Here is a 24,991-nt window from a genome sequence, read left to right as displayed (position 1 = left end):
CTGGTCCACACGCGCTTGCGCCAGAACATCGTCTCTTGCCGAATGGAGTCGGCATAGCGCAATGCCTTCCCGTCATGGGCCGGTAGTTCCTATCAGCGTGGCATGCAGGATGTAGCGCTCGGGGCCGGACGCGATGGCGTCGAATGGCCAGCAGGTCGCGAGCACGAGCTCGAAGTCCTGAGTTGCGGGACCGATACCTGATGCATCAAAACGAACGACAGCAGAGGAATCCGCGCGATAGCGGAAGTGTTTGCCGTCACTGCGTGTGACATCGATCAGGTCACCAATGGCGACATTCCGCAGGAAGCGGAAATGAGTGTCGCGGTGCGCTGCATATACGGCAACACCCCGCTCGCCCGCGTCAGCCGTTTGGGCGAGATGGCCGGGTCCAAAAGCAAGCGCCTGGCCGCTCGCGCCTTCCAGCACGATCGCGCTGGCGCCGATCCGCCTCACCTCGATCCGCGCGACCGGCCAGGTATCCGCCCAGGACCATGGCCTGACCACTTCGCCGGTCGCAACACTCCGGTCGAACGCGCGCTCCAGCAGCACCTGCGCGAGCCACGCTTTGGCGTGGATGTAGGCGCCGTCGCCAAACAGGATGATGCCGATCAGGGCGAGAGCCAGGGGAGAGATGAAGCGGGGCATTGTTTCCACACTCGTCATTGCGAGCGACGCGAAGCAATCCAGAATCTTTCCGCGGAGGCAGCCTGGATTGCTTCGCTGCGCTCGCAATGACAACAAAAAGGCGCGCGCGGCCGTTGGTGTGGGACGGGCAGCCGCGCGCGCTAACAGAGGAGTTCGGGGGGCTCCTCTCTCAAGCGGCGTCAGTGAGCAAGGTCTGACGCCGGTTGAACACGAACAGGACCATGGCGAGCAAGATCAGGATCACGCCTGCAGTCATCTTCAACTCGGCCGAGGTCGCGGTCTTGGGCAGGCGGATCGTATCGGTTGCCGCCGGCGTCGGCCGCCTCGTGGCCGGCTGGCTGCGCGCGTCGGCGTGACGCTCGCGGAGCTGCGCGGGGACCTGCTGTCGTTCGCCAAAGACCTTCGCGAAATCCCAACCGGCCGGCAGGTTGATCGGCAATTCGCTGAGCTTGAGCGGCTCGCCTTCGGGACGGCTTGGTGTCTTGTCGACCGCGACGAGGCTGGTGAGCCGCGTGACGATCTGATGATCGAGCGCCAGTGCCAGGATTGCCCTGTCGGAATCTTCGGGCGTCATCTCGCGCAGGGTGCGCGCTACTTCGGCATCGTCGATCTTGCGCTTGGCCCAAAGCTTCGACAGGCCTTTGCCTTCCGCCGCATTTTGCAGCGGCAGCGTCACCGACCATGGGCGGTCGCCGACGCGGCCCTTGATCTCGACCGCGCCGGCGAGCGTGTCGAGCCTTGCCGCCAGCACCAGCGGCTCGTCGCGATAGACGTCGGGAATGATCGTCGGTGTGACGTCGGCTTTGGCTTCGGAGAACTTTGCGCTCAGGCCGGTCACGGCCGGGTTCTCGAGCTTGGCAAACAGGCCGCGCATGCGCTCCTCGACCTGCTCGACGGAGCCGATATGGGTGAAAGCACCGCGGCCGAGCTCGGCAGCGCGCGTCATCAGATAGGTGTTGGGCGCCGACCCGATGCCGACCATGAACACGCGCGAGCGGCCCCGCATCGCCGTGATCGTTTCGAACAATTGCTGCTCGTTGCCGATCGCACCATCGGTCAGGAATACGACCTGGCGAACCATGCCGGCGTCGCCGAGCTTGTCGGTCAGCGCGGCCCGCATCGCGGGCACCATCTCGGTGCCGCCACGCGCCTGCAGCGCGCTGACGAACGAGGTTGCTTCAGCGACACGCTCGGCATCCGCCGCCACTGAGGCCGGAAACAGCACGTCCATGGTGTCGTCGAAACGGATGACGTTGAAACGGTCGGTCGACTGGAGACGGGAGAGCGCGTAGGTGAGGCTCGCCTTGGCCTGAACGATCGACGTGCCGCCCATCGAGCCGGAATTGTCGATCACGAATACCACCTCGCGCGGCCGTGGCTTCTGCGTCGCCTGCTCGGCGGCGGGCGGGGTGACGAAGGCGAGCAGATAATCGGCGTCGCCGACACGCTCGCGGAATAGACCGACCGACGGCGCCTTCACGGCGGCCGGCTTCCAGGTCAGTTCGAAATCGCGGTCGGCAGGCACCGCACCGTCGGCAAGCGTGACGATTCGCGTCGTATTGTCCGGGCTCTCGACCTTGACGTTGTGGTGGGGGCTCTTGACCTCGCCCAGCGCAAAGCCGGCGTTCAGGCGTACCGTGATGCTGGTCGGATTGACCGGCGGATTCCCGGCGGGATCCAGCACGGGCGGCGAGATGCGGTCGCGGTCCGGCACCGGGTCCGAATTCGTCGCACCCCAGCCGGAGCCGTCGTTGCGGAAATCGACGCTCTGGACGATCGGCGCTGGATTGTAGCGCGGCCCGACCACCAGCGGTAGGCGCAGCGAATATTCGTTACCGGATTGATGCACCGGCTCCTGATATTCGATCTGCACCAGCACGGTTTCGCCGGGACCGATGTTGGCGACCGAGTTGGTGAAGATGTTCGGCCGCTCCTGTTCGGTGAGCGCGGCCTTCTGGCCGGCCCGGCGCGCCTCTTCGTAGATCACGCGCGCCTGCTGCCGCTCCTTGATGTCGCCGACGATGACGCGGTTGCCGACCACCATCTTCAGCGAATCGACGGCACCGCCGGCGGGGAGCGGATAGACATAGGTCGCCTCGACCCAGTCCTTCGTCGGGTTGCGGAAGATCTGGGTGACGCGGGCGCGCAGCGTCGGGCCTGATACCGTGATGTCGATATCGATGCCGAGGCGGATCGCTTCCGTGTGGGCCCCGTCCTCCTTCAGAAGCAGGGTGCCGGACTTGGCGTCGCCGGGCTGAAGCAGGCTGGCCTGCTCCGTCGTTGCCGACCAGCCGGGCTCCAAGCTCACCAGCAGGGCCACGAAGGCGACCAGCATCACTGCGATACCCTGCGCCAGAAGGAACAGTCCGACCACGATGAGTCTGCCCAGCCAAGGGTGTTCGTTGCTGTCCGTCGTGTCGTAAGTATCCATTTGGCCTGCTCCCGGGGATGTTTGCTGGCTCTGAGCATCCGCCGGGAGAGCCCGATTTCGCGAGCAGAATGATCGGCAATGATCCGCCGCGGCCGGCCCGCGCGGCCCGCCGCCGGGGGGCCAAGTGCGGTTTTGTGCTGGTTTGTCCGCCCTGCTAGGATGTCATCCTGGAGCAGGGCCACGATGCAGACGCAGGACAAATTCGCCGACAAGCAGCTTTCGGACGAGCAGAGTCGCGAGATCGCAGAGACCATCCGTGAGGAGCTTGCCAGGCGCCGGATCTCCCGGCAGGCGCTGGCCGAGCAGGCCAAGCTCAGCCTGTCGACTCTCGAGAAGGTGCTCGGCGGCCGACGGCCGTTCACGCTGGCGACCACAGTACGGCTGGAGCAGGCGCTGGGCGTCTCGCTGCGCAGAAGCGCCGTCGTGGTGACGCCTCCGGCCGCGAGCGATGTCGCGCCCGACAGCCTCGGCTCCTATGCCCATCGCGCGGTGACTTGGCTCGAGGACGTCTACATCACGCTACGACCGTCGTTCGGCGACAAGGACGCGATCTTCGCCTACCGCACCGAGATCATCTGGGAGCCGAAAGTCTCCTCATTGGTGTTCCGCGAGGGTGAGCGGACCGATGCGGCCTATGAACACACCGGCGAGGTCGCGGTGCCGCATCAGTCCGGCTTCATCTATCTCGTCATCATCAAGCACGGCCAGCATCGCGTGATCACGGTGTCGCGGCCGACGGTCGCCGGCGAGATGTACGGGATCATCTCGACGCTCCGCGCCGGCCCCGGCTCGCAATTGACGCCGATCGCGGCACCGATCGCCTATGTGCCGCTCAGGAATGTTCAGAAGCCGTCGCTGGGACGGATCGGGCCCGACGATGAAAACCACGCGTCGTACCGAAAGCACCTGCGCCGCACGGTTGAGGAGTGCTTCGCGCTGTTCCTGCCGGGATAGCACACAAAAGAATAGCGACCTTGCGGCCGCTATTTTCGTCGAGGTCCGTGCGATCGTCGCGAACTAGCCGCCCGTTTCGGCGCTGATGATGTCGCCGAACAGCTCCCACTGGCCCTTCTTGAACCGCCACATCTTGAGCTGCTCGATCGGCGCGAAGTCCGTGGAAGAGGTGTTGATCTTGATGCCCGGGATCAGGGTGTCGGGAACGAAGTCCTTGAGGCTCGCTGCCTGCTTCATCACATTTTCACGGGTCAGATTGTCGCCCGCTTGCTTCAGCACCTGCACCATGGTCTGGGCTGCGGCATAGGCGTAAACCAGATTGGCGTCGGAAATATTTGCACCGGGTATGTATTTGTCGACGAAGACCATGAACTTCTTCATGCCCTCATCATCCTTCCACTGCGGATCCGACGCATCCTTCAGATAGCCGGCCGACAGCACGCCTTCGGATGCCTCGAGGCCGGCCGGCTTCATCACCGCGCCGATCGACACCGAGACATCGGTCATGAGATGCATCGGCTTCCATTCGAGCTCGGCGATCTTCTTGATCGCCTGCGCCGCGAATTTCGGGGTCGCGATGTTGACGAAGACGTCGGCGCCGGTGCCCTTGAGCTTGACGATATGAGCATCGATCGAGGGTTCCGACGTCTCGTAGCTCTCTTCGGCGACGATCATTTTCGATGCTCTGTCGCCGAACACGTCCTTGATGCCGGCGAGGTAGTCTTTGCCGAAATCGTCATTGGCATAGAAGATCGCAACCTTCCCGTCCGGCTTCTCCTTCAGAATATACTTGGCGAAGATCTGTGCCTCGACGCGGTAGCTGGGCTGGAAGCCCATGGTCCAGGGAAAGTTCTTCGGGTCGTTCCACTTGCTCGCGCCGGTGGCGAGGAACAGCTGCGGCACCTTCTTGGAATTGTGATACTTTTGCACGGCGGTCTGGGTCGGCGTGCCCAGCGCGTTGAATACCAGGAAGACCTCGTCGCTCTCGATCAGCTTGCGGATCTGTTCAACGGTCTTCGGCGGCGAGTAGCCGTCATCGTAGGAGATCCAGTTGATCTTGCGGCCGTTGATGCCACCCTGGTCGTTGATCATCTTGAAATAGGCTTCCTCGGTCTTGCCGATGACGCCGTAGGCGGAAGCCGGGCCGGAATAGGCCTCGACATTGCCGATCTTGATCTCGGTGTCGGTGACGCCGGTGTCGTACGCTTTTTGGGCATACGCGCTCTGGGTTGTGAGCAGTGCCAACGCCGTTGCTGCGGCAAGCAGGGAGAGTTTCTTGTTCATGAAAATTCCTTGAAATTCCTTGGGGTTTCTTCTGAGTTGGAGCAGGCACGTCGAAAATGAAAAGCGCCCGTGAGAGGGACCGCTTTGATCAGGCGTTGGCGGCTTTCTTGTCGGCTTCCGAGGCGCCTGAGAATTCCTTGCGCAAGGTCGGCTTGTGGATCTTGCCGGTGGCATTGCGCGGCAGAGCTTCGACGAAGCGAATCTGGCGCGGACATTTGAAACGCGCGAGATTCGCGGCGCAGTGCGCGAAGACATCGGCCTCGGTCAGCCGCTGGCCGGGCTTGGCCGCGACGATGGCGAGGCCAACCTCGCCCCATTGCGCATCGGGAATGCCGATCACGGCGGCTTCCGCGATGGCGTTGAGTTGATGCAGGACGTTCTCGACCTCGGCCGGATAGACGTTCTCGCCACCGGAGATGTACATGTCCTTCCAACGGTCGACGATGTAGTAAAAACCTTCGTCGTCGACGCGTGTGGCGTCGCCCGTGTGCAGCCAGCCATCGGTGAACGACGTCTTGTTCGCCTCCGGCCTGTTCCAGTAACCGGGCGTGATGTTCGGTCCCTTGACCCAGAGTTCGCCAAGCTCGCCGACATCGGCATCGCTGCCATCGGGACGCACGATGCGCACTTCCGTGTGCAGCACCGGCTTGCCGGCGGAGCCGGCTTTCCGTGCCGCATCCTCGCGGTCGAGCACCAGCACGGCCGGCGAGGTCTCGGTCATGCCGTAGCCCTGCTGGAGTGCGACGCCACGCGCCTCCCACACCTTGAGCAGCGGCACCGGCATTGGTGCGCCGCCGACACCACCGACGATCAGCCGGCCGAGGTCGGTGGTCGCGAAGGCCGGATGCTGGGCCATGAACTGGTAGATCGCGGGCACGCCGAAGAACACGTTGATGCCCTGCGCGGGATCACTGATCAGACCAAGCGCCGTGCCGGGATCGAAGGCGCGCATGATCATCACGGTGCCGCCAGCATGCAGCACCGGATTGGTGTAGCAATTCAGACCACCGGTGTGGAACAGCGGCAGCACGGTGAGCAGCACCGAGGACGGCCCGATGCAGGCGGGGCCGCCGAGATTGACGCAATTCCAGAAGGTCATGCCATGGGTAATGGTGGCGCCCTTGGGATGGCCTGTCGTGCCCGAGGTGTACATGATGGTCGAGACGTCATCGAGGGTGACCTCCTCGATTGTCTCAAGTGGCTTTGCGGCGGCGACGCCGGCCTCGTAGGTGCCGCCGGGGCCAAGCAGCAGGCTCGTCTCAATGCCGCAGAGCTTTGCCACGGCAAGCGCCGTTTCGGCGAGATCGGTGTCGTGGATCATCACCTTCGGCGCGCAATCTGCGGTGATGAACTGGAGCTCGGGAACGGTGAGGCGGGTGTTCAGCGGCACGAAGATCGCACCCAACCGGCCGCAGGCGAATTGCACCTCCAGCGTATCGGTCGTGTTCAGCGCCAGCACCGCGACCCGCTCGCCGCGCGAGACTTTCAGCGAATGGCGCAGAAATGACGCGAGACAAGAGATGCGCGCGTCGAGCTGCGCATAGGTGAAGCGGCGCTCGCTCGCGAGATCGATCACCGCAATCTTGTTCGGCGTGCGGCGGCCATAATGGGCGATCCAGTCGTAGTAGCGAACGGCCAAGAATTCCTCCCTCGGCGGTCTGGTGCCGCCCGCGTCCCTATTGCCATGCACCATGCCCGGCATGGCCCAGGGGCCAGCCGGAGTTTGTGCACCACGTCTTTTTTTGATCCGGAGTTGGCACGCGAGCGGTGAAAATCGTCTTGCGTTGAGTTGCTGGAGCCGGCCTGCTCGGCGGGAAGCCTTGGCCAGCCACTCCGCGCAAGTGAGCCGCTAAGGTTCCAGCCATGGTGAACGAGACGAATCCGCCAGCGAGGCGAGAGTGCGATGCTGAGCCCGTTCTATACCGCCGAGCATGACGCCTTTCGGGACGTGATGCGCCGCTTCGTCGACAAGGAGATTGCACCCTTCGCCCACGAGTGGGACGAGGCCGGCGAATTCCCGCGCGCGCTCTATCGCAAGGCGGCCGAGATCGGACTCTTGGGGCTCGGATTTCCCGAGGAATATGGCGGGATCGCCGCCGACCAGTTCATGAAGATCGTCGCCAGCCAGGAGCTGGCGCGGGCCGGCGCCGGCGGCATCAGCGCCAGCCTGATGAGCCATACGATCGGTTCGCCGCCGGTCGCGCGGGCCGCGCGCCCCGAGGTCAAGGCGCGCGTGCTGCCCCAGGTGCTCGCGGGTGAGAAAATCTCCGCGCTCGCGATCACCGAGCCGGGCGGCGGTTCTGATGTTGCGAGCCTCCGGACCAAGGCGCGGCGCGACGGCGATCACTACGTCGTGAGCGGCGAGAAGACCTTCATCACCTCGGGTATGCGTGCCGACTATCTGACCGTTGCGGTGCGCACCGGCGGCGAGGGCGCCGGCGGCGTCAGCCTGCTCCTGATCGAGGGGGATACGCCGGGCTTGTCCCGGACTAAATTGAAGAAGATGGGCTGGTGGGCCTCCGATACCGCGACGCTGCATTTCGACGAGTGCCGCGTGCCGGCGGAAAATCTGATCGGCGAGGAAGGCCAGGGCTTCAAGATCATCATGCGGAATTTCAACAGCGAGCGCATGGGCATGGCAGCGGGCTGCACCGCGTTCGCGCGCGTCTGCCTCGACGAAGCGATCGCCTATGCCAAGGAGCGCAAGACCTTCGGCAAGCCGCTCGCGCAGCATCAGGTGATCCGCCACAAGATCGTCGACATGGCGCAGAAGGTCGCCGCTTCGCAAGCGATGCTGGAGATGCTGGCCTGGCGGCTGGAGCAGGGCGAAAGCCCGGTCGCCGAAATCTGCATGATGAAGAACCAGGCGACGCAGACCATGGCATTCTGCGCCTCCGAGGCTGTGCAGATTTTTGGCGGCGCAGGCTTCATGCGCGGCATCAAGGCCGAGCGCATCTACCGTGAGGTCAAGGTCAACGCCATCGGCGGCGGCACCGAGGAGATCATGAAGGATCTCGCGTCGCGGCAGATGGGGCTGTGAACGTCCCCTCCGTCATGCTCGGGCTTGTCCGGGCATCTACGTTCTTGCTGCCGGGTGACGAAGGCGTGGATGGCCGGGACAAGCCCGGCCATGACGAGCACATCAGAGATACCGAGAGCTGAGCTGACAAAATGCTGTTTACCGCCGATCACGACGAGATCCGCCGAAGCTTGCAAAAATTCATCGCTAACGAGATCAATCCTCATGTCGATGAATGGGAAAAAGCTGACATCTTCCCGGCGCACGCGCTGTTCAAGAAGATGGGCAGCCTCGGCTTTCTCGGGCTGAACAAGCCCGTCGAATTCGGCGGCTCCGGCCTCGACTATTCCTATGCGCTGATGATGGCGGAGGAGCTTGGCGCCATAAATTGCGGCGGCGTGCCGATGGCGATCGGGGTGCAGACCGACATGGCGACGCCGGCGCTGGCGCGGTTCGGCTCCGATGAGGTGCGGCGCGAATTCCTGGCGCCCTCGATCTCTGGCGACTATGTGGCCTGCATCGGCGTCTCCGAACCCGGCGCAGGGTCCGACGTCGCCTCGATCAAGACCAATGCGCGCGCGGACGGCGACGATTACGTCATCGACGGCGGCAAAATGTGGATCACCAACGGCACCCAGGCCGACTGGATCTGCCTGCTCGCCAATACCGGCGACGGACCCGTTCACCGCAACAAGTCACTGATCTGCGTGCCCATGAAGACCAAGGGCGTCACCGTCGCGCGCAAGCTCGACAAGTTGGGCATGCGCTCCTCCGACACTGCGCAGATATTCTTCGACAACGTCCGCGTGCCCAAGCGCAACCGGATCGGCGAGGAGGGCAAGGGCTTTACCTACCAGATGATCCAGTTCCAGGAGGAACGGCTCTGGGGTGCGGCGGCCTGCCTGAAGGCGCACGAATACATCATCAACGAGACCGTCGACTACACCCGCAACCGAAAAGCCTTTGGGAAGTCGATCCTCGACAACCAGGTGGTCCACTTCAAGCTCGCGGAGATGCAGACCGAGGTCGAGCTGTTGCGCGCGCTGATCTACCGCGCCGGTGAGGCGCTGGTGACGGGCGAGGATGTCACGAAACTTGCGACCATGGCCAAGCTGAAGGCCGGCCGGCTCGGCCGCGAGCTGACCGACGCCTGCTTGCAATATTGGGGTGGGATGGGCTTTACCAACGAGACGCCGGTCAGCCGCGCCTATCGCGACAGCCGCCTGACCTCGATTGGCGGTGGCGCCGACGAGGTCATGCTGATGGTCCTGTGCAAGATGATGGGCACGCTGCCCGGCAGCAAGGGAAGTTCCTGATGATCACGCTTTATCACTGCGACGGCGCACGCTCCTTCCGTCCGCTCTGGATGTTGGAGGAAATGGGGCTTCCCTACGAATTGAAGATGCTGCCGTTCCCGCCGCGGGTGTTCGCCAAGGAATACCTCGCGCTCAATCCGCTGGGTACCATTCCCTTCATGGTCGATGGCGAGACCAGGATGACGGAATCGTCCGGGATCTGCCATTATCTCGGCATCAAACACGGGCCGACGCCGCTGATGGTGAGACCTGAGGATCCCGCCTATGGCGCGTTCCTGAACTGGATGTATTTCAGCGACGCCACGTTAACCTTCCCGCAGACGCTGGTGCTCCGATACACCCAGCTCGAGCCGGAAGAGCGCCGCAATCCGCAGGTCGCCGGCGACTATGCCAAATGGTTCTTGGGCCGGCTGCGCGCCGTCGAGGCAGCCACCGCGAATACCGAGGCCTTGTGTGCTGGCCGCTTCACCGCCGCCGACATCGTGATCGGCTACGCGCTCCGCCTCGCCGATACTATCGGGCTTGCCAAGGATTTTGGGCCAAATGTCGCAGCCTATTGGGCGCGCCTGCAGCAGCGCGATGGTTTCAAGCGCGCGGTTGCTGCGGAGCAACAGGCCGGCGTCGAGCAGAACGTGGCGCCAAGAGTGAGGGCCTGATCGTCGTCCTGGCGAAAGCCAGGACCCATTACCCCAGGGATTAATTTGACGAAGGCCCGGGGTTGTCTCCCTCGCGCTGCAACTCCGCCCTGGGGTAATGGGTCCTGGATCGGCGCTCCGCTCCGCTGCGCTTGTCCAGGACGACGATGTTGGCAGGAGTTCCGGCTCGGCATCACCCCTCGCGGAGTGCCGACCTTTTGCGCTTCATGATAGCGCTATCCCGCCGTGACAGCGCCCAGATTTCCGCTAAGGTGACCTCCGTCCGCAGCGGCCAAAGAGCCGCGCGAGGAGGATCCCAATGGAAGATAACGGTCGCGAATCCGACCATTTGATGCTGATCACGCCGGAGCGGGTATTCTATGCCGGCCTGCTCGGCCGCCCCCGCAAGCGAACGCCCGGCTGCTGTCATGTCTATGTCGCGGTCAAGGGCAGCCTGCATCTGACGATCGACGATGCCCTCGCCACCGGCGAGCTGTTCGTCACCCTGCCGAACCAGCGGCATTCCATTGCCAGCGACTACCGCACCGCGATCAGCGTCACGCTGGAGCCGGAGAGCATGCCTGATGGCGTGATCGAGGTCCTGGCCGAGCGGCTCACCGGACCCGACAGGGCCGTCTATGCCCGCAAGATCCTCGCCGCCTACACGCTGCTGCGCCAGCGCCGCTACGGCGACATCACCACCGCCGAATTCGACGAGATGTGTTTTGGCGAAGCGCTGCCGCGCCGCGTGCTCGATCCCCGCGTGACGCGTGCGGTCGCCCGTATCGGCCGCTTCACGGGCGAGCCCGTGACGGCGGACACTTGTGCGGCGGACGCCGGACTTTCCGCTTCGCGTTTCCTGCATCTGTTCAAGGAGGAGACCGGCATCTCGTTCCGCTCCTTCCGCGCCTGGAAGCGGGCGCGGCACCTGCTGCACTTCGCCAACCAGGACCTCAACCTCGCCCATCTCGCGCAGGACATCGGCTATCCCGACAGCACCCATTTCAGCCACTCGATCCGCCGCTTCTATGGCTTGAAGCCACGCGCGATCTTCGTCGGCTCGCGCGATCTTGCGATCTATCGCAGCAGCGAGACGGTGAGGCTTGCGGAGGCGAGCTAGCATCGTAGGGTGGGCAAAGCGAAAGCGTGCCCACCACCTTCTTGAGGTGTTGAGAGATGGTGGGCACGGCGCAAGAGCGCCTTTGCCCACCCTACGATTTCTCGCCTTTTTCCAGCTTCTCCGCGCAAGAAGCCGCATGCCGCCCATCACATGATCGCAAACGTTGAATTATCAACGTGCGAGACATTCAAGGCATGAGTGACAAGGCCGTCATCACCTGCGCGCTGAACGGCGTGCTCACCGACCCGAAGCAGCACAACGTGCCTGTCACGCCCGAGCAGATGGCGCGCGAGGCCAAGGCTGCGTTCGATGCCGGCGCGTCCATCATGCACATCCATCTGCGCCAGCAGGCGCCGGACAAGGGGCATCTGCCGTCCTGGGAGGTCAGCGTCAGCAAGGAGATCCAGCAGGCGATTCGCGAATCCTGCCCCGGCGTGATCATCAATCACACCTCCGGCGTCTCCGGGCCGAACTACAGCGGCGCGCTGGATTGCATCCGCGAGACCAGGCCGGAGATCGCGGCCTGCAACGCCGGCTCGCTGAATTACCTGAAGGTGAAGGCCGACAACAGCTGGGCCTGGCCGCCGATGATGTTCGACAATGCAGTCGAGAAGGTGAAGGACTACCTCGACGTCATGAACGCGGTCGGCACCATCCCCGAATTCGAATGCTTTGACGTCGGCATCGTCCGCTGCGTTGGCATGTACCGCCAGGTCGGCATGTACAAGGGTCCGCTCGAATATAACTTCGTGATGGGCGTCGCCTCCGGCATGCCGTCGGATCCCGATCTGCTGCCGATCCTGATCAAGCTGAAGCGTCCTGAAGGGCATTTTCAGGTCACCGCGATCGGCCGCGAAGAGATCTGGCCGCTGCATCAGCGCTGCGCCGAGCTCGGCGGTCATCTGCGCACCGGTCTCGAAGATGCCTTCTATCTCGCCGACGGCAAGAAGGTGACGTCGAACGGCCAGCTGATCGAGGCCATCGCCGCCTGCGCCCGCCGTGCGGGCCGCGAGATCGCGAGCCCGGCGGAAGCGCGGAAGATTTTTGGGACGAATCGCTAAACGTCGTTCCGGGGCGTGCGAAAGCGCGAACCCGGAACCTCGAGATTCCGGGTTCGATGCTTCGCATCGCCCCGGAATGACGGAGTAAAACTGTGTCCATTCTCGAAAACACCATCTCCCCCGGCAGCGCAGCCTACCTTGCCAACCGCGACGGCATGTTTGGCCTGATCGACCGTATGCGCGCGCTGGAAGAGCGCACCCGTGCGGCGTCGGCCGCGGCGAAAGACCGTTTCCATAAGCGCGGCCAGCTGTTGCCGCGCGAGCGCGTCGCGCTTGTGCTCGATCCCGGCGCACCCTTCATCGAGCTGTCCACGCTCGCCGGCTACATGTTCGACCTGCCGGATGCCGACAAGAGCGTGCCCGGCGGCGGCGTCATCGCCGGCATCGGCTTCGTCTCGGGGATCCGCTGCATGGTCAGCGCCAACGATTCCGGCATCGATGCCGGCGCGCTTCAACCCTACGGCCTGGACAAGACGATACGCGTGCAGGAGCTCGCGCTGGAAAACAAGCTGCCCTATGTGCAGCTGGTCGAAAGCGCCGGCGCCAATCTGTTGCGATATCGCGTCGAGGATTTTGTTCGCGGCGGCAACATCTTCCGCAATCTCGCGCGGCTTTCGGCAGCCGGGTTACCCGTCGTGACCGTGACGCATGGCTCCTCGACCGCCGGCGGCGCCTATCAGACCGGCCTGTCCGACTACATCGTCATGGTCCGTGGCCGCACCCGCGCCTTCCTCGCCGGGCCGCCGCTGCTGAAGGCCGCCACCGGCGAGATAGCGACCGAGGAGGAGCTTGGCGGCGCCGAGATGCACACGCAGGTGTCGGGACTTGGCGACTACCTCGCCGAAGACGACCGCGACGCCCTGCGCATCGCGCGCGAGATCATGGCGGCGCTGCAATGGGAGCGGCCGGAGAAGGGAGCTGCGCAATACAAGCTGCCGCGCTACGACCAGGACGAACTGCTTGGCATCATGCCGATGGACCACAAGCGCTCCGTGGACATGAAACAGGTCATCGCGCGCATCGTCGATGATTCCGATTTCACCGAGATGGCGCCGAACTACGGCCCGGCCACTGTTTGCGGCCATGCCCGCATCGAAGGCCAGGCGATCGGCATCATCACCAACAACGGTCCGCTCGATCCGGCCGGTGCGAACAAGGCGACGCATTTCATCCAGGCTTGCTGTCAAACCCGCACGCCATTGCTGTATCTGAACAACACCACCGGCTACATGGTCGGAAAAGCTTACGAAGAAGCCGGCATGATCAAGCACGGCTCCAAAATGATCCAGGCGGTGACGTCGGCGACGGTGCCGCAGATCACGGTCTATTGCGGTGCCTCGTTCGGTGCCGGCAATTACGGCATGTGCGGGCGCGGCTTCCATCCGCGCTTCTGCTTCTCCTGGCCCAACGCCAAGACTGCCGTGATGGGCGGTGAGCAGGCCGCCGAGACCATGGCGATCGTCACCGAAGCCGCAGCAGCGCGCCGCGGCAAGCCGGTGGAGAAAGAAAAGCTCGATGTTATGAAGGCGCAGATCGTCGGCGTGTTCGACGGCCAGATGGACGTGTTCTCGACCAGCGCGCGGGTGCTCGACGACGGCGTGATCGATCCGCGCGATACGCGCGCGGTGCTGTCGGAAGTGCTCGCCATCTGCCGCGAGGGCGATGCGCGTACACCCCAGCGCATGCAGTTTTCGGTGGCTCGCCCATGAGGAACGGATCAACGCAGCACCGGCCATTCTTCAAGCTCTTGGTCGCCAATCGCGGCGAGATCGCGTTGCGGGTGATGCGCAGTGCGCGGAAGCTCGGCCTCGGCGTCGTCGCGGTCTATTCGGATGCGGATCGCGACGCGCTCCATGTGCAAGAGGCCGACCAGGCCGTGCGCATCGGCGAGCCGCTCCCGGCGCAGTCCTACCTCAACATTCCCGCGATCGTTGCGGCCGCAAAGGCCAGCGGCGCGGATGCCGTTCATCCCGGCTATGGCTTCCTCGCCGAGAACGAGGAGTTTGCGCAGGCCTGCAAGGATGCTGGGCTCGTCTTCATCGGCCCGTCGCCGCAGGCGATCGAGTCGATGGGCAACAAGGCCGGTGCCAAGGAGATCATGAAAAAGGCCGGCGTGCCCGTCGTGCCCGGCTATCAGGGTGCCAATCAGGGCGATGAGGTGATGCTGGCGGAAGCCAAGAAGATCGGCTTTCCCGTGATAATCAAGGCCGTCGCCGGCGGCGGTGGACGCGGCATGCGGCTCGTGACGGACGCGGCGTCGTTTCCTGATGCGCTGCGTAGCGCGCGGTCCGAGGCAAAGGCGGCGTTTGGCGATCCGACCGTGATCCTCGAACGCGCCATCCAGAATCCCCGTCACATTGAAATTCAGGTGTTCGGCGACAGCTATGGCAACGCCATCCATCTCGGCGAACGCGATTGCTCGGTGCAGCGGCGCCACCAGAAGCTGATCGAGGAGGCACCGTCGCCCGCTGTGACGCTGGAACTGCGCGCGAAGATGGGCGACGTCGCGGTCGCTGCGGTGAAGGCGCTGCGCTACGAGGGCGCCGGCACGCTCGAATTTCTGCTCGATGCGAGCGGCGAATTCTACTTCATGGAAATGAACACCCGCCTCCAGGTCGAGCATCCCGTGACCGAGGCGATCACCGGGCTTGATCTCGTCGAATTGCAGCTGCGCGTCGCGCGCGGCGAGCCATTGCCGGTGAAGCAGCAGGACATTCGCTTCACGGGCCACGCCATCGAGGTGCGGCTGTGCTCGGAGGATGCCGCGCATGATTTCATGCCGCAGTCCGGGCGCATGGCGCGCTGGCAGGTGCCGGAAGGCATCCGCGTCGAGCATGCGCTGCAATCGGGCTCCGAGATTCCGCCGTTCTACGATTCCATGATCGCCAAGGTGATCGGCCATGGTGCGAGCCGCGAGGAGGCGAGGGGGCGGCTGATCGTCGGTCTGGAGCAACTGACCGGATTCGGTGTGACGACCAATCAGGCGTTCCTGATGTCCTGCCTGCGTCATCCCGGCTTTTCCAAGGGCGAAGCGACGACGGCGTTCATTGGTGCGCACAGCGACGAGTTGCTGGCGCCGCGCGCGGACGCTGCATTCGATATGGCTTTGGCCGGCTTGCTGCTCTACGTCACGAACCCGCAGGCACCGTCGTGGCGCCGCGGACGGAGCCTCGCGGCAACGTTCCCGCTACCGGCGAAAATCGAGATCGCAGGCCACGCGCTTGAGCTCGAAGTCACGCGGGAGCGCGATGGCAGCTACACCGTTGCCAGTGACGGCCGTCGAGACAAATTCGAGATCGACCAGCTCGATCTCGACATGATCCGCTTCCGCCATGACGGCGTGACGGACAGTGCAAAATTCCTGCGCGATGGCGAACGTCTCCACCTCCAGCGCCGCGGCATCCCGCTCGCGGCGACCGATCTCACGCTCGCCGCGCCGAAGGCCGCCGCAAGCAACGGAGACGGCAAGGTTCGTGCTGCCATGAACGGCCGCGTCGTTGCCGTCCTGGTCAAGCCGGGCGACCGCGTCATCGTCGGTCAGCCGGTGCTGACGCTGGAAGCGATGAAGATGGAGCACGTCCACAAGGCCGGCATCGACGGCGTCGTCGCCGCGATCGACGTCGCCGAGGGCGAGCAGGTTACGACCGGCCGGATCGTGGCCGAGATCGGGGCGGGGTAGTGCACCCCGAACTCAACCCGTCGTCCCGGCGAAGGCCGGGACCCATACTCCTAGGCAGCGGTTACAGGGCGAGCAGGTAACTCCGAGTCTTCGCCAAACCCGATCCTGTGGCTATGGGTCCCGGCCTTCGCCGGGACGACAGCGCAGCTATTGGCTCCGCCCCGTCCCGTCATTGAGCAAACACGCGACCTGGTGCCCGTCGCCCGCGTCCACCAACGCCGGCCGTTCCGTCCTGCATCGCTCCATCGCAAACCGGCAGCGGGTGTGAAACGCGCAGCCCGGCGGCGGATCGACCGGGCTTGGCACGTCGCCGTCGACCAGCGGCACGAGCTTCTTGGCGAGCGGGTTGGCGACCGGCACCGAGGCGAGCAAGGCCTGCGTGTAGGGATGGCGCGGATTTGCAAACAGCTCGTCCTTGGCGGCAATCTCGACGATGCGACCTAGATACATCACGGCCACGCGGTGACTGATATGGGCGACCACCGCGAGGTCATGCGCGATGAAGAGGTAGGAGAAGCCGTGCTCGCGTTGCAGGTCGATCAGGAGGTTGATCACCTGCGCCTGGATCGAGACGTCGAGCGCGGAGACCGGCTCGTCGCAGACGATCAGCCGCGGCCCCAGCGCCAGCGCGCGGGCGATGCAGATGCGCTGGCGCTGGCCGCCGGAGAATTGGTGCGGAAAATTCCGCATCTGGTCCGGCCGCAAGCCAACCTGCTCGAACAGGTTGGCGGTACGCGCCTCCAGCGCTTTGCCGGTCGCGAGCCCGTGCACGAACAGCGGCTCGCCCACGATGTCTCCGGCAGTCATGCGCGGGTTAAGCGAGGCGAACGGATCCTGGAACACGATCTGCATCGAGCGGCGATGCGGACGCAGCGCGGACTTGGAGAGATGCGTGATGTCCTCGCCTTCGAGGCGGATCTGGCCGGAGGTCGGCTCGACCAGCCGCAGCACGCTACGCGCCACCGTGGACTTGCCGCAACCGGATTCGCCGACGAGGCCCAGCGTCTCGCCGACCCCAACCGAGAACGAGACGCCGTCGACTGCATGCACTGTGCCAATTTGTCGGCGCAACACGCCCGCGCGCACCGGATAGTGCTTCTTGAGGTCAGTGACTTCGAGCAGCGCCTCGGTCATGCCACCTCCGCGACTTCAGCGGCGCGCCAGCAGGCGGCGAGATGGCCGCCGCCCCAATCGATGAGCGGCGGATATTCGGCCTCACAGCGCTTGATCGCGAGCTTGCAGCGCGGCGCAAACGCGCAACCCTTCGGCAGCCGCACCAGCGACGGCACTGTGCCCGGAATTTCGTTCAGCCGTGCCGGCGCGGCGATGCCGGGCGCCGGCACCGCCGGGATCGACGCCATCAATCCGCGCGTATAGGGATGTTTCGGCGCGGCGAACAGCGCCTCGACGCTCGCTTCTTCGACCTTCCGTCCCGCATACATCACGATGACGCGCTGCGCTGTCTGCGCGACGACACCGAGATCATGCGTGATCAGCACGAGCCCGGTACCGAGCTCCTTCTGAAGGTCCAGGATCAGCGCCAGGATTTGCGCCTGGATGGTGACATCGAGCGCAGTCGTGGGCTCGTCCGCGATCAGCAGCGCCGGCCGGCACGCCAGCGCCATGGCGATCATGGCGCGCTGGCGCATACCGCCGGACAGTTGATGCGGATATTCCCGCGCGCGCCGAGCCGGTTCGGGGATGCGCACCAGGCGCAGCATCTCGATCGCGATGTCCCGAGCCTCTTTGCTCGAGATGTTCCGGTGCAGCCGCACGGCCTCGACGATCTGGTCGCCGATCCGCATCACCGGATTGAGCGACGTCATCGGCTCCTGGAAGATCATCGAGATACGGTTGCCTCTGACGGCACGCATCTCAGTCTCGTCCAGCGTCAGCAGATCAGTGCCTTCAAGCGTGACGGAGCCGCCGACGATGCGGCCGGGCGGATCCGGCACCAGCCGCATCAGCGAAAGCGCAGTGACGCTCTTGCCGCAGCCGGATTCGCCGACGATCGCCAGCGTCTCGCCGCGCTTCACCGTGAAGGACACATCCTCGACCGCCCTAAACAGACCGGAGTTGGTGAAGAACACCGTCTTCAGGTTCTTCACCTCGAGCACGAGATCGGATTTGTCAGCCATCAGCCGCGCTGCCGGGGATCGAGGATGTCGCGCAAGGCGTCGCCGAACAGGTTGGCGCCGAACACCGCGAGGCTGATGGCGATGCCGGGGAAGATCACCAGCCAGGGCGCCGTGCGGACATACTCGGCGGCGGATTCGGAGAGCATGCGGCCCCACGACGGGTACGGCTCGGGAATGCCGAGACCGAGGAAGGAGAGCGAGGCTTCCGTGAGAATGGTCGAGCCGAGCTGGGCAGTCGCAAGCACGATCAGCGGCGCCAGCGTGTTCGGCAGCACGTGACGGAGCGCGATGCGTACCTCGCTCATGCCGATCGACTTGGCGGCCTCGATGAATGGCAGCTCGCGCAACGCCAGCGTGTTGGCGCGGATGACGCGCGAGACAGTCGGGATCAGCGGAATGGCGATCGCGATGATGACGTTCGGCAAGGACGGCCCAAGCGCCGCGGTCATGATCAGGGCCAGCACCAGTAATGGCAGCGCCTGGAGGACATCGGAGATGCGCTGGAACACGAGATCGACCCAGCCGGAGAGATAGCCGGAGGTCAGGCCGACGATCACGCCGACCGAGCCACCGAGTGCCGTCGAGCCGATGCCGACCGCGAGCGAGATCCGCGCGCCATGAATGATGCGGCTGAAGACATCGCGGCCGAAGGAATCCGTCCCCATCCAGTGTGCCAGGCTTGGGCGCGCCAGTGCCCGGGCAGCGTCGATCGTCAGCGGATCGTAACGCGCGATGAAGTCGGCGAAGATCGCGGTGAACACGAACAGGGTCATGATGACGAGCCCGGCCGCGCCCAGCACATGCCGCTGCGCCAAAAACAGCACGCGCCGCCAGCCGACGGTCGCGTGCGCCCCGGCGCGCCTCAGTTCAACGTCATAGTCGATCGCGGCCAACAGGTTCTCCTAATCCGTGTACCTGATACGCGGGTCGAACACGGCGTACAGCATATCGACGATGAAATTCGCGCTCACCACGACCACCGCAATCAGCATCACCAGGTTCTGCACGATCGGATAATCGCGCCAGCGAATCGCCTCGACCAGGAAGCGTGCGACGCCGGGGATGTTGAACACGGTCTCGGTGACGATGAGGCCGCCGATCAGGAACGCCGCCTCGATACCGATCACGGTGATGACGGGCAAAATCGCATTCTTCAGCGCATGCTGATAGTTCACGGCGGCATCCGATGCGCCCTTGGCACGCGCGGTGCGGATATAGTCCTGCCGCAGCACCTCCAGCATCGAGGATCGGGTGATGCGCATGGTCAGCGCCGCGCTGCGGAAGCCGACGGCGGCGGCGGGTACGGCATAAGTCGCGAATGCTTCCAGCCAGGTCTGCGGATTGGGATTGAAGATCGGCATCTGGTTGAACATCGCCACCGATGCGGTGAGGATGAGCAGGCCGAGCCAGAACGACGGCAGCGACAATCCGCTCAGGCTCACCACACGCAACGCGTAATCGAGCCTCGTTCCCTGCTTCACCGCGCTGAGGACGCCCAGCGGAATGCCGATGGACGCCGAGAACAACAACGCCAGCCCGGCGAGCCGTGCGGTAATCGGGATCCGTGGAAGGATCTCCTGAAGCGCCGGTTTCTCGGAGACGTAGGAGTAGCCGAAATCGCCGCGCAGAAAACCGCTGATCCAGTGCCAATATTGCACCACCAGCGGCTGGTCGATGCCGAGCTCTTTTTCCAGATTGGCCTTGTCGGCGGGATCGACATAGCCGGCCGCGGCAAACAGGATATCGACGATGTTGCCGGGAACGATACGCAGCAGGAAGAAGATGACGACCGAGATCCCGAACAGGGTCACGAGCATCAGAAACAGGCGCCGCACCAGATAGGCAAACATGCATCGCCTCCCGTCGAACCCGTCAGCCGCCCGCGCTACTTGTCCATCCAGACATCCTCGTAACGATATCCATTATACGAGCTGTTCGACATCACCGTCACGCCCTTGACGTAAGGCTGCCAGCAGCTGCCGGTCCGTGCGTGGAAGATGATCGGGCGGGCGACGTCCTCCTGCAACTTCTTGTCGATGTCCCACACCAGCTTCTTGCGCTTGTTGACGTCGGTCTCCTGGGACTGCACGTCGAACAGCTTTTCGATCTCCTTGTTGCAGTAATTGGTGTAGTTGCGCTCGGAGCCACAGGAATAGTTCTCGTAAAACGACTGGTCGGGATCGTCGACGGCATTGCCGGTCAAATTGAGCCCGAGCATGTAATCCTTGCGCGCGATCTTCGGGAACCAGTTCGCGGTCTCGACCACGTCGAGCTCGCCGTCGATATAGATGCTCTTGAGCTGGTCGATCAGGATCACCGCGGGATCGCGGTAGACCGGAATATTGCGGGTCGAGACCTTGACGGCGAGATGCTTGTCCGGCCCATAACCGGCCTTCTGCATCAGTTTTTTTGCTTGCTCGCGGTTCGCGTTGATGTCGGGTCCGTAGCCCGGAATGCTCTCGAGCATCTCCTTCGGCATGCCCCACAGCCCGTTCGGCGGCGGCAGCATGGTGCCGCCGATGTCGCCCTGGCCTTCGAACATGATCGAGATGAAGGCTTTGCGATCGAGCGACAGCGCCATGGCGCGGCGGATGTCGATATTGTCGAACGGCGGCGCAGACGAATTGACGATGATGTTGGTCGCGACATTGTTGGGTTCGACCACGCAGACCGCGTTCGGCGCCTGCGATTTGACGTCCTTGAGAAGCGGGATGCTCACTTCGGTCGGGAAGGCCATGTCGAACTTGCCGGCGACGAAGGCGAGAATGGCGGTCGAGCGGTTCGGGATGATGGTGAACTCGATGCCGTCGAGATAGGGCCGCCCCTTGCGCCAATAATCGGGATTGCGAGTCAGCTTGATCGATTCATTGGCTTTGAACTCGACGAACTTGAACGGGCCAGTGCCGATCGGGTGCGTGCGCATGTCGCCGGGTGAGACGTGGCAGGGATAGACCGGCGTGTAGCCCGAGGCCAGCAGTGCAATTAGCGAAGGCTGCGGCCGCTTCAGATTGAAGGAGACCTCGAGATCGCCGTTGGTGGAGACGTCGTTGACCTGTTCGTGCCAGCTCTTGCGCGGGTTCTGCCGGAACTTCTGCTGCGACTTGCCCATCAGCATGTCGAAGGTGCATTTGACGTCCGCCGAGGTGAACGGCTTGCCGTCGTGCCACTTCACGCCCTGGCGCAATTTGAAGGTCAGTGTCTTGTTGTCGTTGACCCAGGCCCAGCTCTCAGCGAGCTCTGGCACGATGGTGTCCATGCTGTTCTGCGCCACGTCCTGCTTGTAGATGACGAGGTTGTTGAACACCGGCATGAAGGGAACATTGAGCGAGTAGGTCGCGCCTTCGTGGATCGAGGCATTGCCGGGACTGTCGCGGTGATACATCCGCAAAATACCGCCCTGCTTGGGCTCGCCGGCGAGTGCAATGGTCGAAAACGCCAGCAAAGATAGCGCCGCCGTCGCGGCGAGCGCTCGTACGCTCCGCATCCTCGTCCTCCCTGGACATCTTGTTGTCTTTTGGGCCTTTGCGGCCTGTTTGAGGGGACGATAGCGACGCGCGCGCGGTCAGGCAACCGGCAAGGTCTGCTCCTCTCTCGGCAATTCGGATGACGCAAGGCCGCGGGGGTTTTCCCTCACAAATTGAGAGACGTCCCTCCCGCGTCGTCCTGGCGAACGCCAGGACCCATGACCCCAGGGAGGTGTTTGGCGAAGATTGGTCGCTCGGCATTGCTACCTTCTTCAGTTGCGAGATCACGCGGTATGGGTCCTGGCGTTCGCCAGGACGACAGCGGCCCCTCACACAATCCGCGACGCCTTGTTCCCCCAATACCGGTCCCGCAGCAGCCGCTTGTACAGCTTCCCCGTCGGCAGCCGCGGCAACTCCTTCTCGAAGTCGACCGAGCGCGGCACCTTTTGCCGCGACAGCGATGCTCCGCAGAACGCGATCAGCTCTTCCGCGAGTGCCTTGCCCGGCACGACGCCGGGCATCGGCTGCACCACCGCCTTCACCTCTTCGCCGAGATCGGGATTGGGCACGCCGAACACCGCGGCGTCCGCAACCTTCGGATGGGTGATCAACAGATTCTCGCATTCCTGCGGATAGATGTTCACGCCGCCGGAGATGATCATGAAGGTCGCGCGGTCCGTTAGATGAAGGAAGCGGTCCTCGTCGACATAGCCGACGTCGCCGACCGTGCTCATGCTGCCGTCGGCCGAGCGCGCTTCCTTGGTCTTCTCCGGGTCGTTGAAATATTCGAATGGCGTGGCCGTCTTGAACCAGACCTGTCCCGGCGTGCCGGTCGGGCATGGCTTCATGTTTTCGTCGAGAATATGGAGGTCGCCGAGTAGCACCTTGCCGACGGTGCCGCGATGGGCCAGCCATTCCGCGCTGTTGCAGGCGGTGAAGCCAAGGCCTTCGGTCGCGCCGTAATATTCGTGGATGATCGGTCCCCACCATTTGATCATGTCGTCCTTGACCAGCGCCGGGCAGGGCGCGGCGGCATGGATCGCGATCTCGAGCGACGACAGGTCGTAGCGCGTGCGCACCTCCTCCGGCAGCTTGAGCATGCGCGAGAACATCGTCGGTACGAGCTGGGTGTGGGTGATACCCCACCGCTCGACGAGCTGGAGGTAACGCTCGGGATCGAAATTTTCCATGATGATCGCGGTGCCGCCCATCCGGATCGTCAGGTTGACCGCAGCCTGCGGCGCGGAATGATAGAGCGGCGCCGGCGAGAGGTAGATCATGCCCTCCCGGTACTGCCAGAGCTTTGTGAGGAACTCGAACAGCGGCAGGTTGTGCTTCGGCGGCTCCTCCGGCAGCGGGCGGATAATGCCCTTCGGCCGTCCCGTCGTGCCCGATGAATACAGCATGGCGGTGCCGAGCCATTCATCCGGGATCGGCGTCTTCGGCAGCTCGGCGGTCACCTCCGTGAGGCCGACGATGCGCTCGCTCTCGCCGGGACCATCCGCGACGATGCACAGCCTGATGTCGGGGCAGACCTTGATCGCCTCGCGGGCGATATCGAGCTTCGCGAGCGATGTGATCAGGATTTTCGACTGGCTGTTGACCAGGAGATAAGCGAGCTCGCCCGGCGTCAGGAACGAGTTGATGCAGGTGTAGTAGAGGCCGGAGCGCTCGCCCGCGCCGCAGGCTTCGAGGTAGCGGGAATTGTTCTCCATGAAGATCGAATAGTGGTCGAGCCGCTTCAAGCCGTGCTTGCGGAACAGGTGCGCCAGCCGATTGCTGCGCGCATCGAGCTCGCGATATGTGACGGCCTCGCCTGTTACCGCCATGATGAAGGCGGGCTGGAGCGGGCGCAGGCGGGCATGCTGACCTGGATACATCAGTCCTCCGGCTTTTGGATCATGCGGCAAGAAGCAGGATTTCGCGCAACTGCGCGGGGCCGTCGATCTTGCGCGGGTTGCGCGGAATCCAGTTCGTGCGCATCGCAGCGTCCGCTATCGCGTCGAAATGCTCCGGCGAGACGCGTACATCGGCGAGGCTGCGCGGCATGCCGAGCGAGCGGATGAAGGCATCGAGCACATCGGCCGCGGCGTGGCCGGGAAAGCCCATCGCGGCCGCGACGATCATCTGGCGCTCGGCATTGTCGCGCGCATTCCAGCGCATCACCGCCGGGAGCATGACGCAGGAGGTGTAGCCATGCGGCACATCGAAGGCCGCGCCCAGCACGTAGCCGATGCCGTGGCTTGCCCCCATCGGCACGCCGGCGGCGAGCGCGCCCATCGACAGCCAGGTGCCGATCTGCGCATCCATTCGCGCGTCGAGGTCAGCAGGGTCAGCCTTCACCCGCGGCAGCGCGTCGGCGAGCATCGCGAGGCCTTTGACCGACTGCGCGTCGGCATAGGGGTGCGTCTCGCGCGAGCAGATCGCCTCGACGCAATGATCGATGGCGCGGATGCCGGTCGACAGGAACAGCCATTCCGGCGTGTGCACCGTGATGGCTGGATCGAGGATGGTCGCGCGGGGAACGCTGAGCGGATGCCGCAGCATCTGTTTCACATGGGCGGTGCGCTCGGTGACACCTGCGATCGAGCTGAACTCGCCGCCGGCGATCGTGGTCGGGACGCTGATCTGACGCACGGTCGGCGCCGTCATCTCCGGCGCGACGCCCTTGTGCACGCGGATACGCTCGATGCCGTCGACATCGTCGATGCCGTTGGCGAGGCAGAGCTGCACCGCCTTGGCGCCGTCGGTGATCGAGCCGCCGCCCACGGTGACGATCAGGTCGGCGCCCGCTTCGCGCGCCGCATTGGTCGCGGCGATCACCGCCTCCCGCGGGGTGTGCGCCGGCATCGCATCGAACACGCCCGCGCAATTTGTGCCCAGGGCCTGTTTGATCTTCGCGATTTCGTCGGTCTGCCGGTTGAGCGTGCCCGACACCATCAGGAAGGCGCGGCGCGTCCCCAGCCGGTCCATCTGGGCGACCACGGCCTCGGCCGCGGGGTGGCCGAACACGACTTCCTCGATCGCGCCGTAAACGACACGTCCCTGGTGCACGCCTGTCCTCCCCGGACAATTCGTCTTGTTCTTCTGGGGGTAGTCTAACCGCGCTGGCGGCATTCGTCATGCGCGAAGACGCTGAGCTCTATCTGCTCCCTCTCCCCGCTTGCGCTAGGGCATGCACATATCTCTAAGGCTCCATCCTGCTGCAACGGCGTGGAAGTATTCGAGGCCGTTTTTAAAGGTGA

At 64.1% G+C, this 24,991-nt stretch carries 19 protein-coding genes; 8 read left to right on the top strand and 11 right to left on the bottom strand.

All coding sequences use genetic code 11. The features are described from left to right. Nucleotides 1-72: 72 nt before the first annotated feature. Both AC0L3S_RS05715 and AC0L3S_RS05710 read right to left on the bottom strand, forming a co-directional pair. Nucleotides 73-645 carry a class GN sortase gene (locus AC0L3S_RS05715; RefSeq protein ID WP_473278388.1) on the bottom strand — a complete coding sequence of 191 codons (573 nt, stop codon included), beginning with the start codon at nt 643-645 and terminating at the stop codon, nt 73-75. A gap of 169 nt (nt 646-814) precedes the next feature. Next, on the bottom strand, nt 815-3,076 hold the full coding sequence (locus AC0L3S_RS05710) for a marine proteobacterial sortase target protein (protein WP_473278387.1): 2,262 nt from the start codon (nt 3,074-3,076) through the stop codon (nt 815-817). Nucleotides 3,077-3,259: 183 nt separating this feature from the next. On the opposite strand from AC0L3S_RS05710, the gene AC0L3S_RS05705 reads away from it, so the two are divergent. Next, nucleotides 3,260-4,030 (top strand): helix-turn-helix transcriptional regulator, encoded by a 771-nt coding sequence (locus AC0L3S_RS05705; RefSeq protein ID WP_473265953.1) that lies wholly within the window; start codon nt 3,260-3,262, stop codon nt 4,028-4,030. 63 nt (nt 4,031-4,093) lie between these two features. Here the strand turns inward: AC0L3S_RS05705 and AC0L3S_RS05700 are convergent, their stop codons facing one another. Continuing rightward, the gene (locus AC0L3S_RS05700; RefSeq protein ID WP_473265954.1) at nt 4,094-5,314 is read right to left on the bottom strand and encodes an ABC transporter substrate-binding protein; all 1,221 of its coding nucleotides are present in this window, start codon (nt 5,312-5,314) and stop codon (nt 4,094-4,096) included. A gap of 88 nt (nt 5,315-5,402) precedes the next feature. Continuing rightward, nucleotides 5,403-6,953 (bottom strand): acyl-CoA synthetase, encoded by a 1,551-nt coding sequence (locus AC0L3S_RS05695; RefSeq protein WP_473265955.1) that lies wholly within the window; start codon nt 6,951-6,953, stop codon nt 5,403-5,405. 264 nt (nt 6,954-7,217) lie between these two features. Between AC0L3S_RS05695 and AC0L3S_RS05690 the strand changes: the two genes are divergently transcribed. The 7 genes from AC0L3S_RS05690 to AC0L3S_RS05660 all read left to right on the top strand — a co-directional run bounded on the left by AC0L3S_RS05690 (nt 7,218) and on the right by AC0L3S_RS05660 (nt 16,144). Continuing rightward, the gene (locus tag AC0L3S_RS05690; protein ID WP_473278386.1) at nt 7,218-8,354 is read left to right on the top strand and encodes an acyl-CoA dehydrogenase family protein; all 1,137 of its coding nucleotides are present in this window, start codon (nt 7,218-7,220) and stop codon (nt 8,352-8,354) included. 131 nt (nt 8,355-8,485) lie between these two features. After that, the gene (locus AC0L3S_RS05685; protein ID WP_473278385.1) at nt 8,486-9,649 is read left to right on the top strand and encodes an acyl-CoA dehydrogenase family protein; all 1,164 of its coding nucleotides are present in this window, start codon (nt 8,486-8,488) and stop codon (nt 9,647-9,649) included. Beyond that, nucleotides 9,649-10,305: a glutathione S-transferase family protein gene (locus AC0L3S_RS05680; protein WP_473265957.1), complete on the top strand. Its 657-nt coding sequence runs from the start codon at nt 9,649-9,651 to the stop codon at nt 10,303-10,305. The genes AC0L3S_RS05685 and AC0L3S_RS05680 overlap by 1 nt, the downstream gene beginning before the upstream one ends. A 298-nt stretch (nt 10,306-10,603) precedes the next feature. Next, a complete protein-coding gene (locus AC0L3S_RS05675) occupies nt 10,604-11,404 on the top strand; it encodes an AraC family transcriptional regulator (protein ID WP_354205983.1) in 801 nt (266 codons plus the stop codon). A gap of 194 nt (nt 11,405-11,598) precedes the next feature. Next, complete coding sequence (locus tag AC0L3S_RS05670) at nt 11,599-12,465, top strand: beta-keto acid cleavage family enzyme (protein ID WP_473278384.1); 867 nt, start codon at nt 11,599-11,601, stop codon at nt 12,463-12,465. Between the two features lie 92 nt (nt 12,466-12,557). Next, nucleotides 12,558-14,174 (top strand): acyl-CoA carboxylase subunit beta, encoded by a 1,617-nt coding sequence (locus tag AC0L3S_RS05665; RefSeq protein WP_473278383.1) that lies wholly within the window; start codon nt 12,558-12,560, stop codon nt 14,172-14,174. Beyond that, nucleotides 14,171-16,144 carry an acetyl/propionyl/methylcrotonyl-CoA carboxylase subunit alpha gene (locus AC0L3S_RS05660; protein ID WP_473278382.1) on the top strand — a complete coding sequence of 658 codons (1,974 nt, stop codon included), beginning with the start codon at nt 14,171-14,173 and terminating at the stop codon, nt 16,142-16,144. The genes AC0L3S_RS05665 and AC0L3S_RS05660 overlap by 4 nt, the downstream gene beginning before the upstream one ends. A 147-nt stretch (nt 16,145-16,291) precedes the next feature. On the opposite strand, the gene AC0L3S_RS05655 is transcribed toward AC0L3S_RS05660, so the two are convergent. The 7 genes from AC0L3S_RS05655 to AC0L3S_RS05625 all read right to left on the bottom strand — a co-directional run bounded on the left by AC0L3S_RS05655 (nt 16,292) and on the right by AC0L3S_RS05625 (nt 24,800). Continuing rightward, on the bottom strand, nt 16,292-17,278 hold the full coding sequence (locus AC0L3S_RS05655; RefSeq protein WP_473278381.1) for an ABC transporter ATP-binding protein: 987 nt from the start codon (nt 17,276-17,278) through the stop codon (nt 16,292-16,294). Continuing rightward, nucleotides 17,275-18,282, bottom strand: a complete 1,008-nt coding sequence (locus AC0L3S_RS05650) for an ABC transporter ATP-binding protein (protein WP_473278380.1) — start codon at nt 18,280-18,282, stop codon at nt 17,275-17,277. Before AC0L3S_RS05650 ends, AC0L3S_RS05655 begins: the two co-directional genes overlap by 4 nt. After that, the gene (locus AC0L3S_RS05645; RefSeq protein ID WP_473278379.1) at nt 18,282-19,175 is read right to left on the bottom strand and encodes an ABC transporter permease; all 894 of its coding nucleotides are present in this window, start codon (nt 19,173-19,175) and stop codon (nt 18,282-18,284) included. Before AC0L3S_RS05645 ends, AC0L3S_RS05650 begins: the two co-directional genes overlap by 1 nt. A gap of 9 nt (nt 19,176-19,184) precedes the next feature. Further along, nucleotides 19,185-20,132, bottom strand: a complete 948-nt coding sequence (locus tag AC0L3S_RS05640; RefSeq protein ID WP_473278378.1) for an ABC transporter permease — start codon at nt 20,130-20,132, stop codon at nt 19,185-19,187. 35 nt (nt 20,133-20,167) lie between these two features. Then, a complete protein-coding gene (locus AC0L3S_RS05635; protein WP_473278377.1) occupies nt 20,168-21,766 on the bottom strand; it encodes an ABC transporter substrate-binding protein in 1,599 nt (532 codons plus the stop codon). A gap of 309 nt (nt 21,767-22,075) precedes the next feature. Further along, a complete protein-coding gene (locus AC0L3S_RS05630) occupies nt 22,076-23,626 on the bottom strand; it encodes an AMP-binding protein (RefSeq protein WP_473278376.1) in 1,551 nt (516 codons plus the stop codon). A 19-nt stretch (nt 23,627-23,645) separates the two neighbouring features. Beyond that, on the bottom strand, nt 23,646-24,800 hold the full coding sequence (locus AC0L3S_RS05625; protein ID WP_473278375.1) for an iron-containing alcohol dehydrogenase: 1,155 nt from the start codon (nt 24,798-24,800) through the stop codon (nt 23,646-23,648). Nucleotides 24,801-24,991 lie beyond the last annotated feature (191 nt).

The organism is Bradyrhizobium sp. Ken01 (assembly GCF_055807355.1).
Note: the sequence above shows the minus strand (reverse complement) of the source record. Positions and strands in the feature narration are given on the sequence as shown.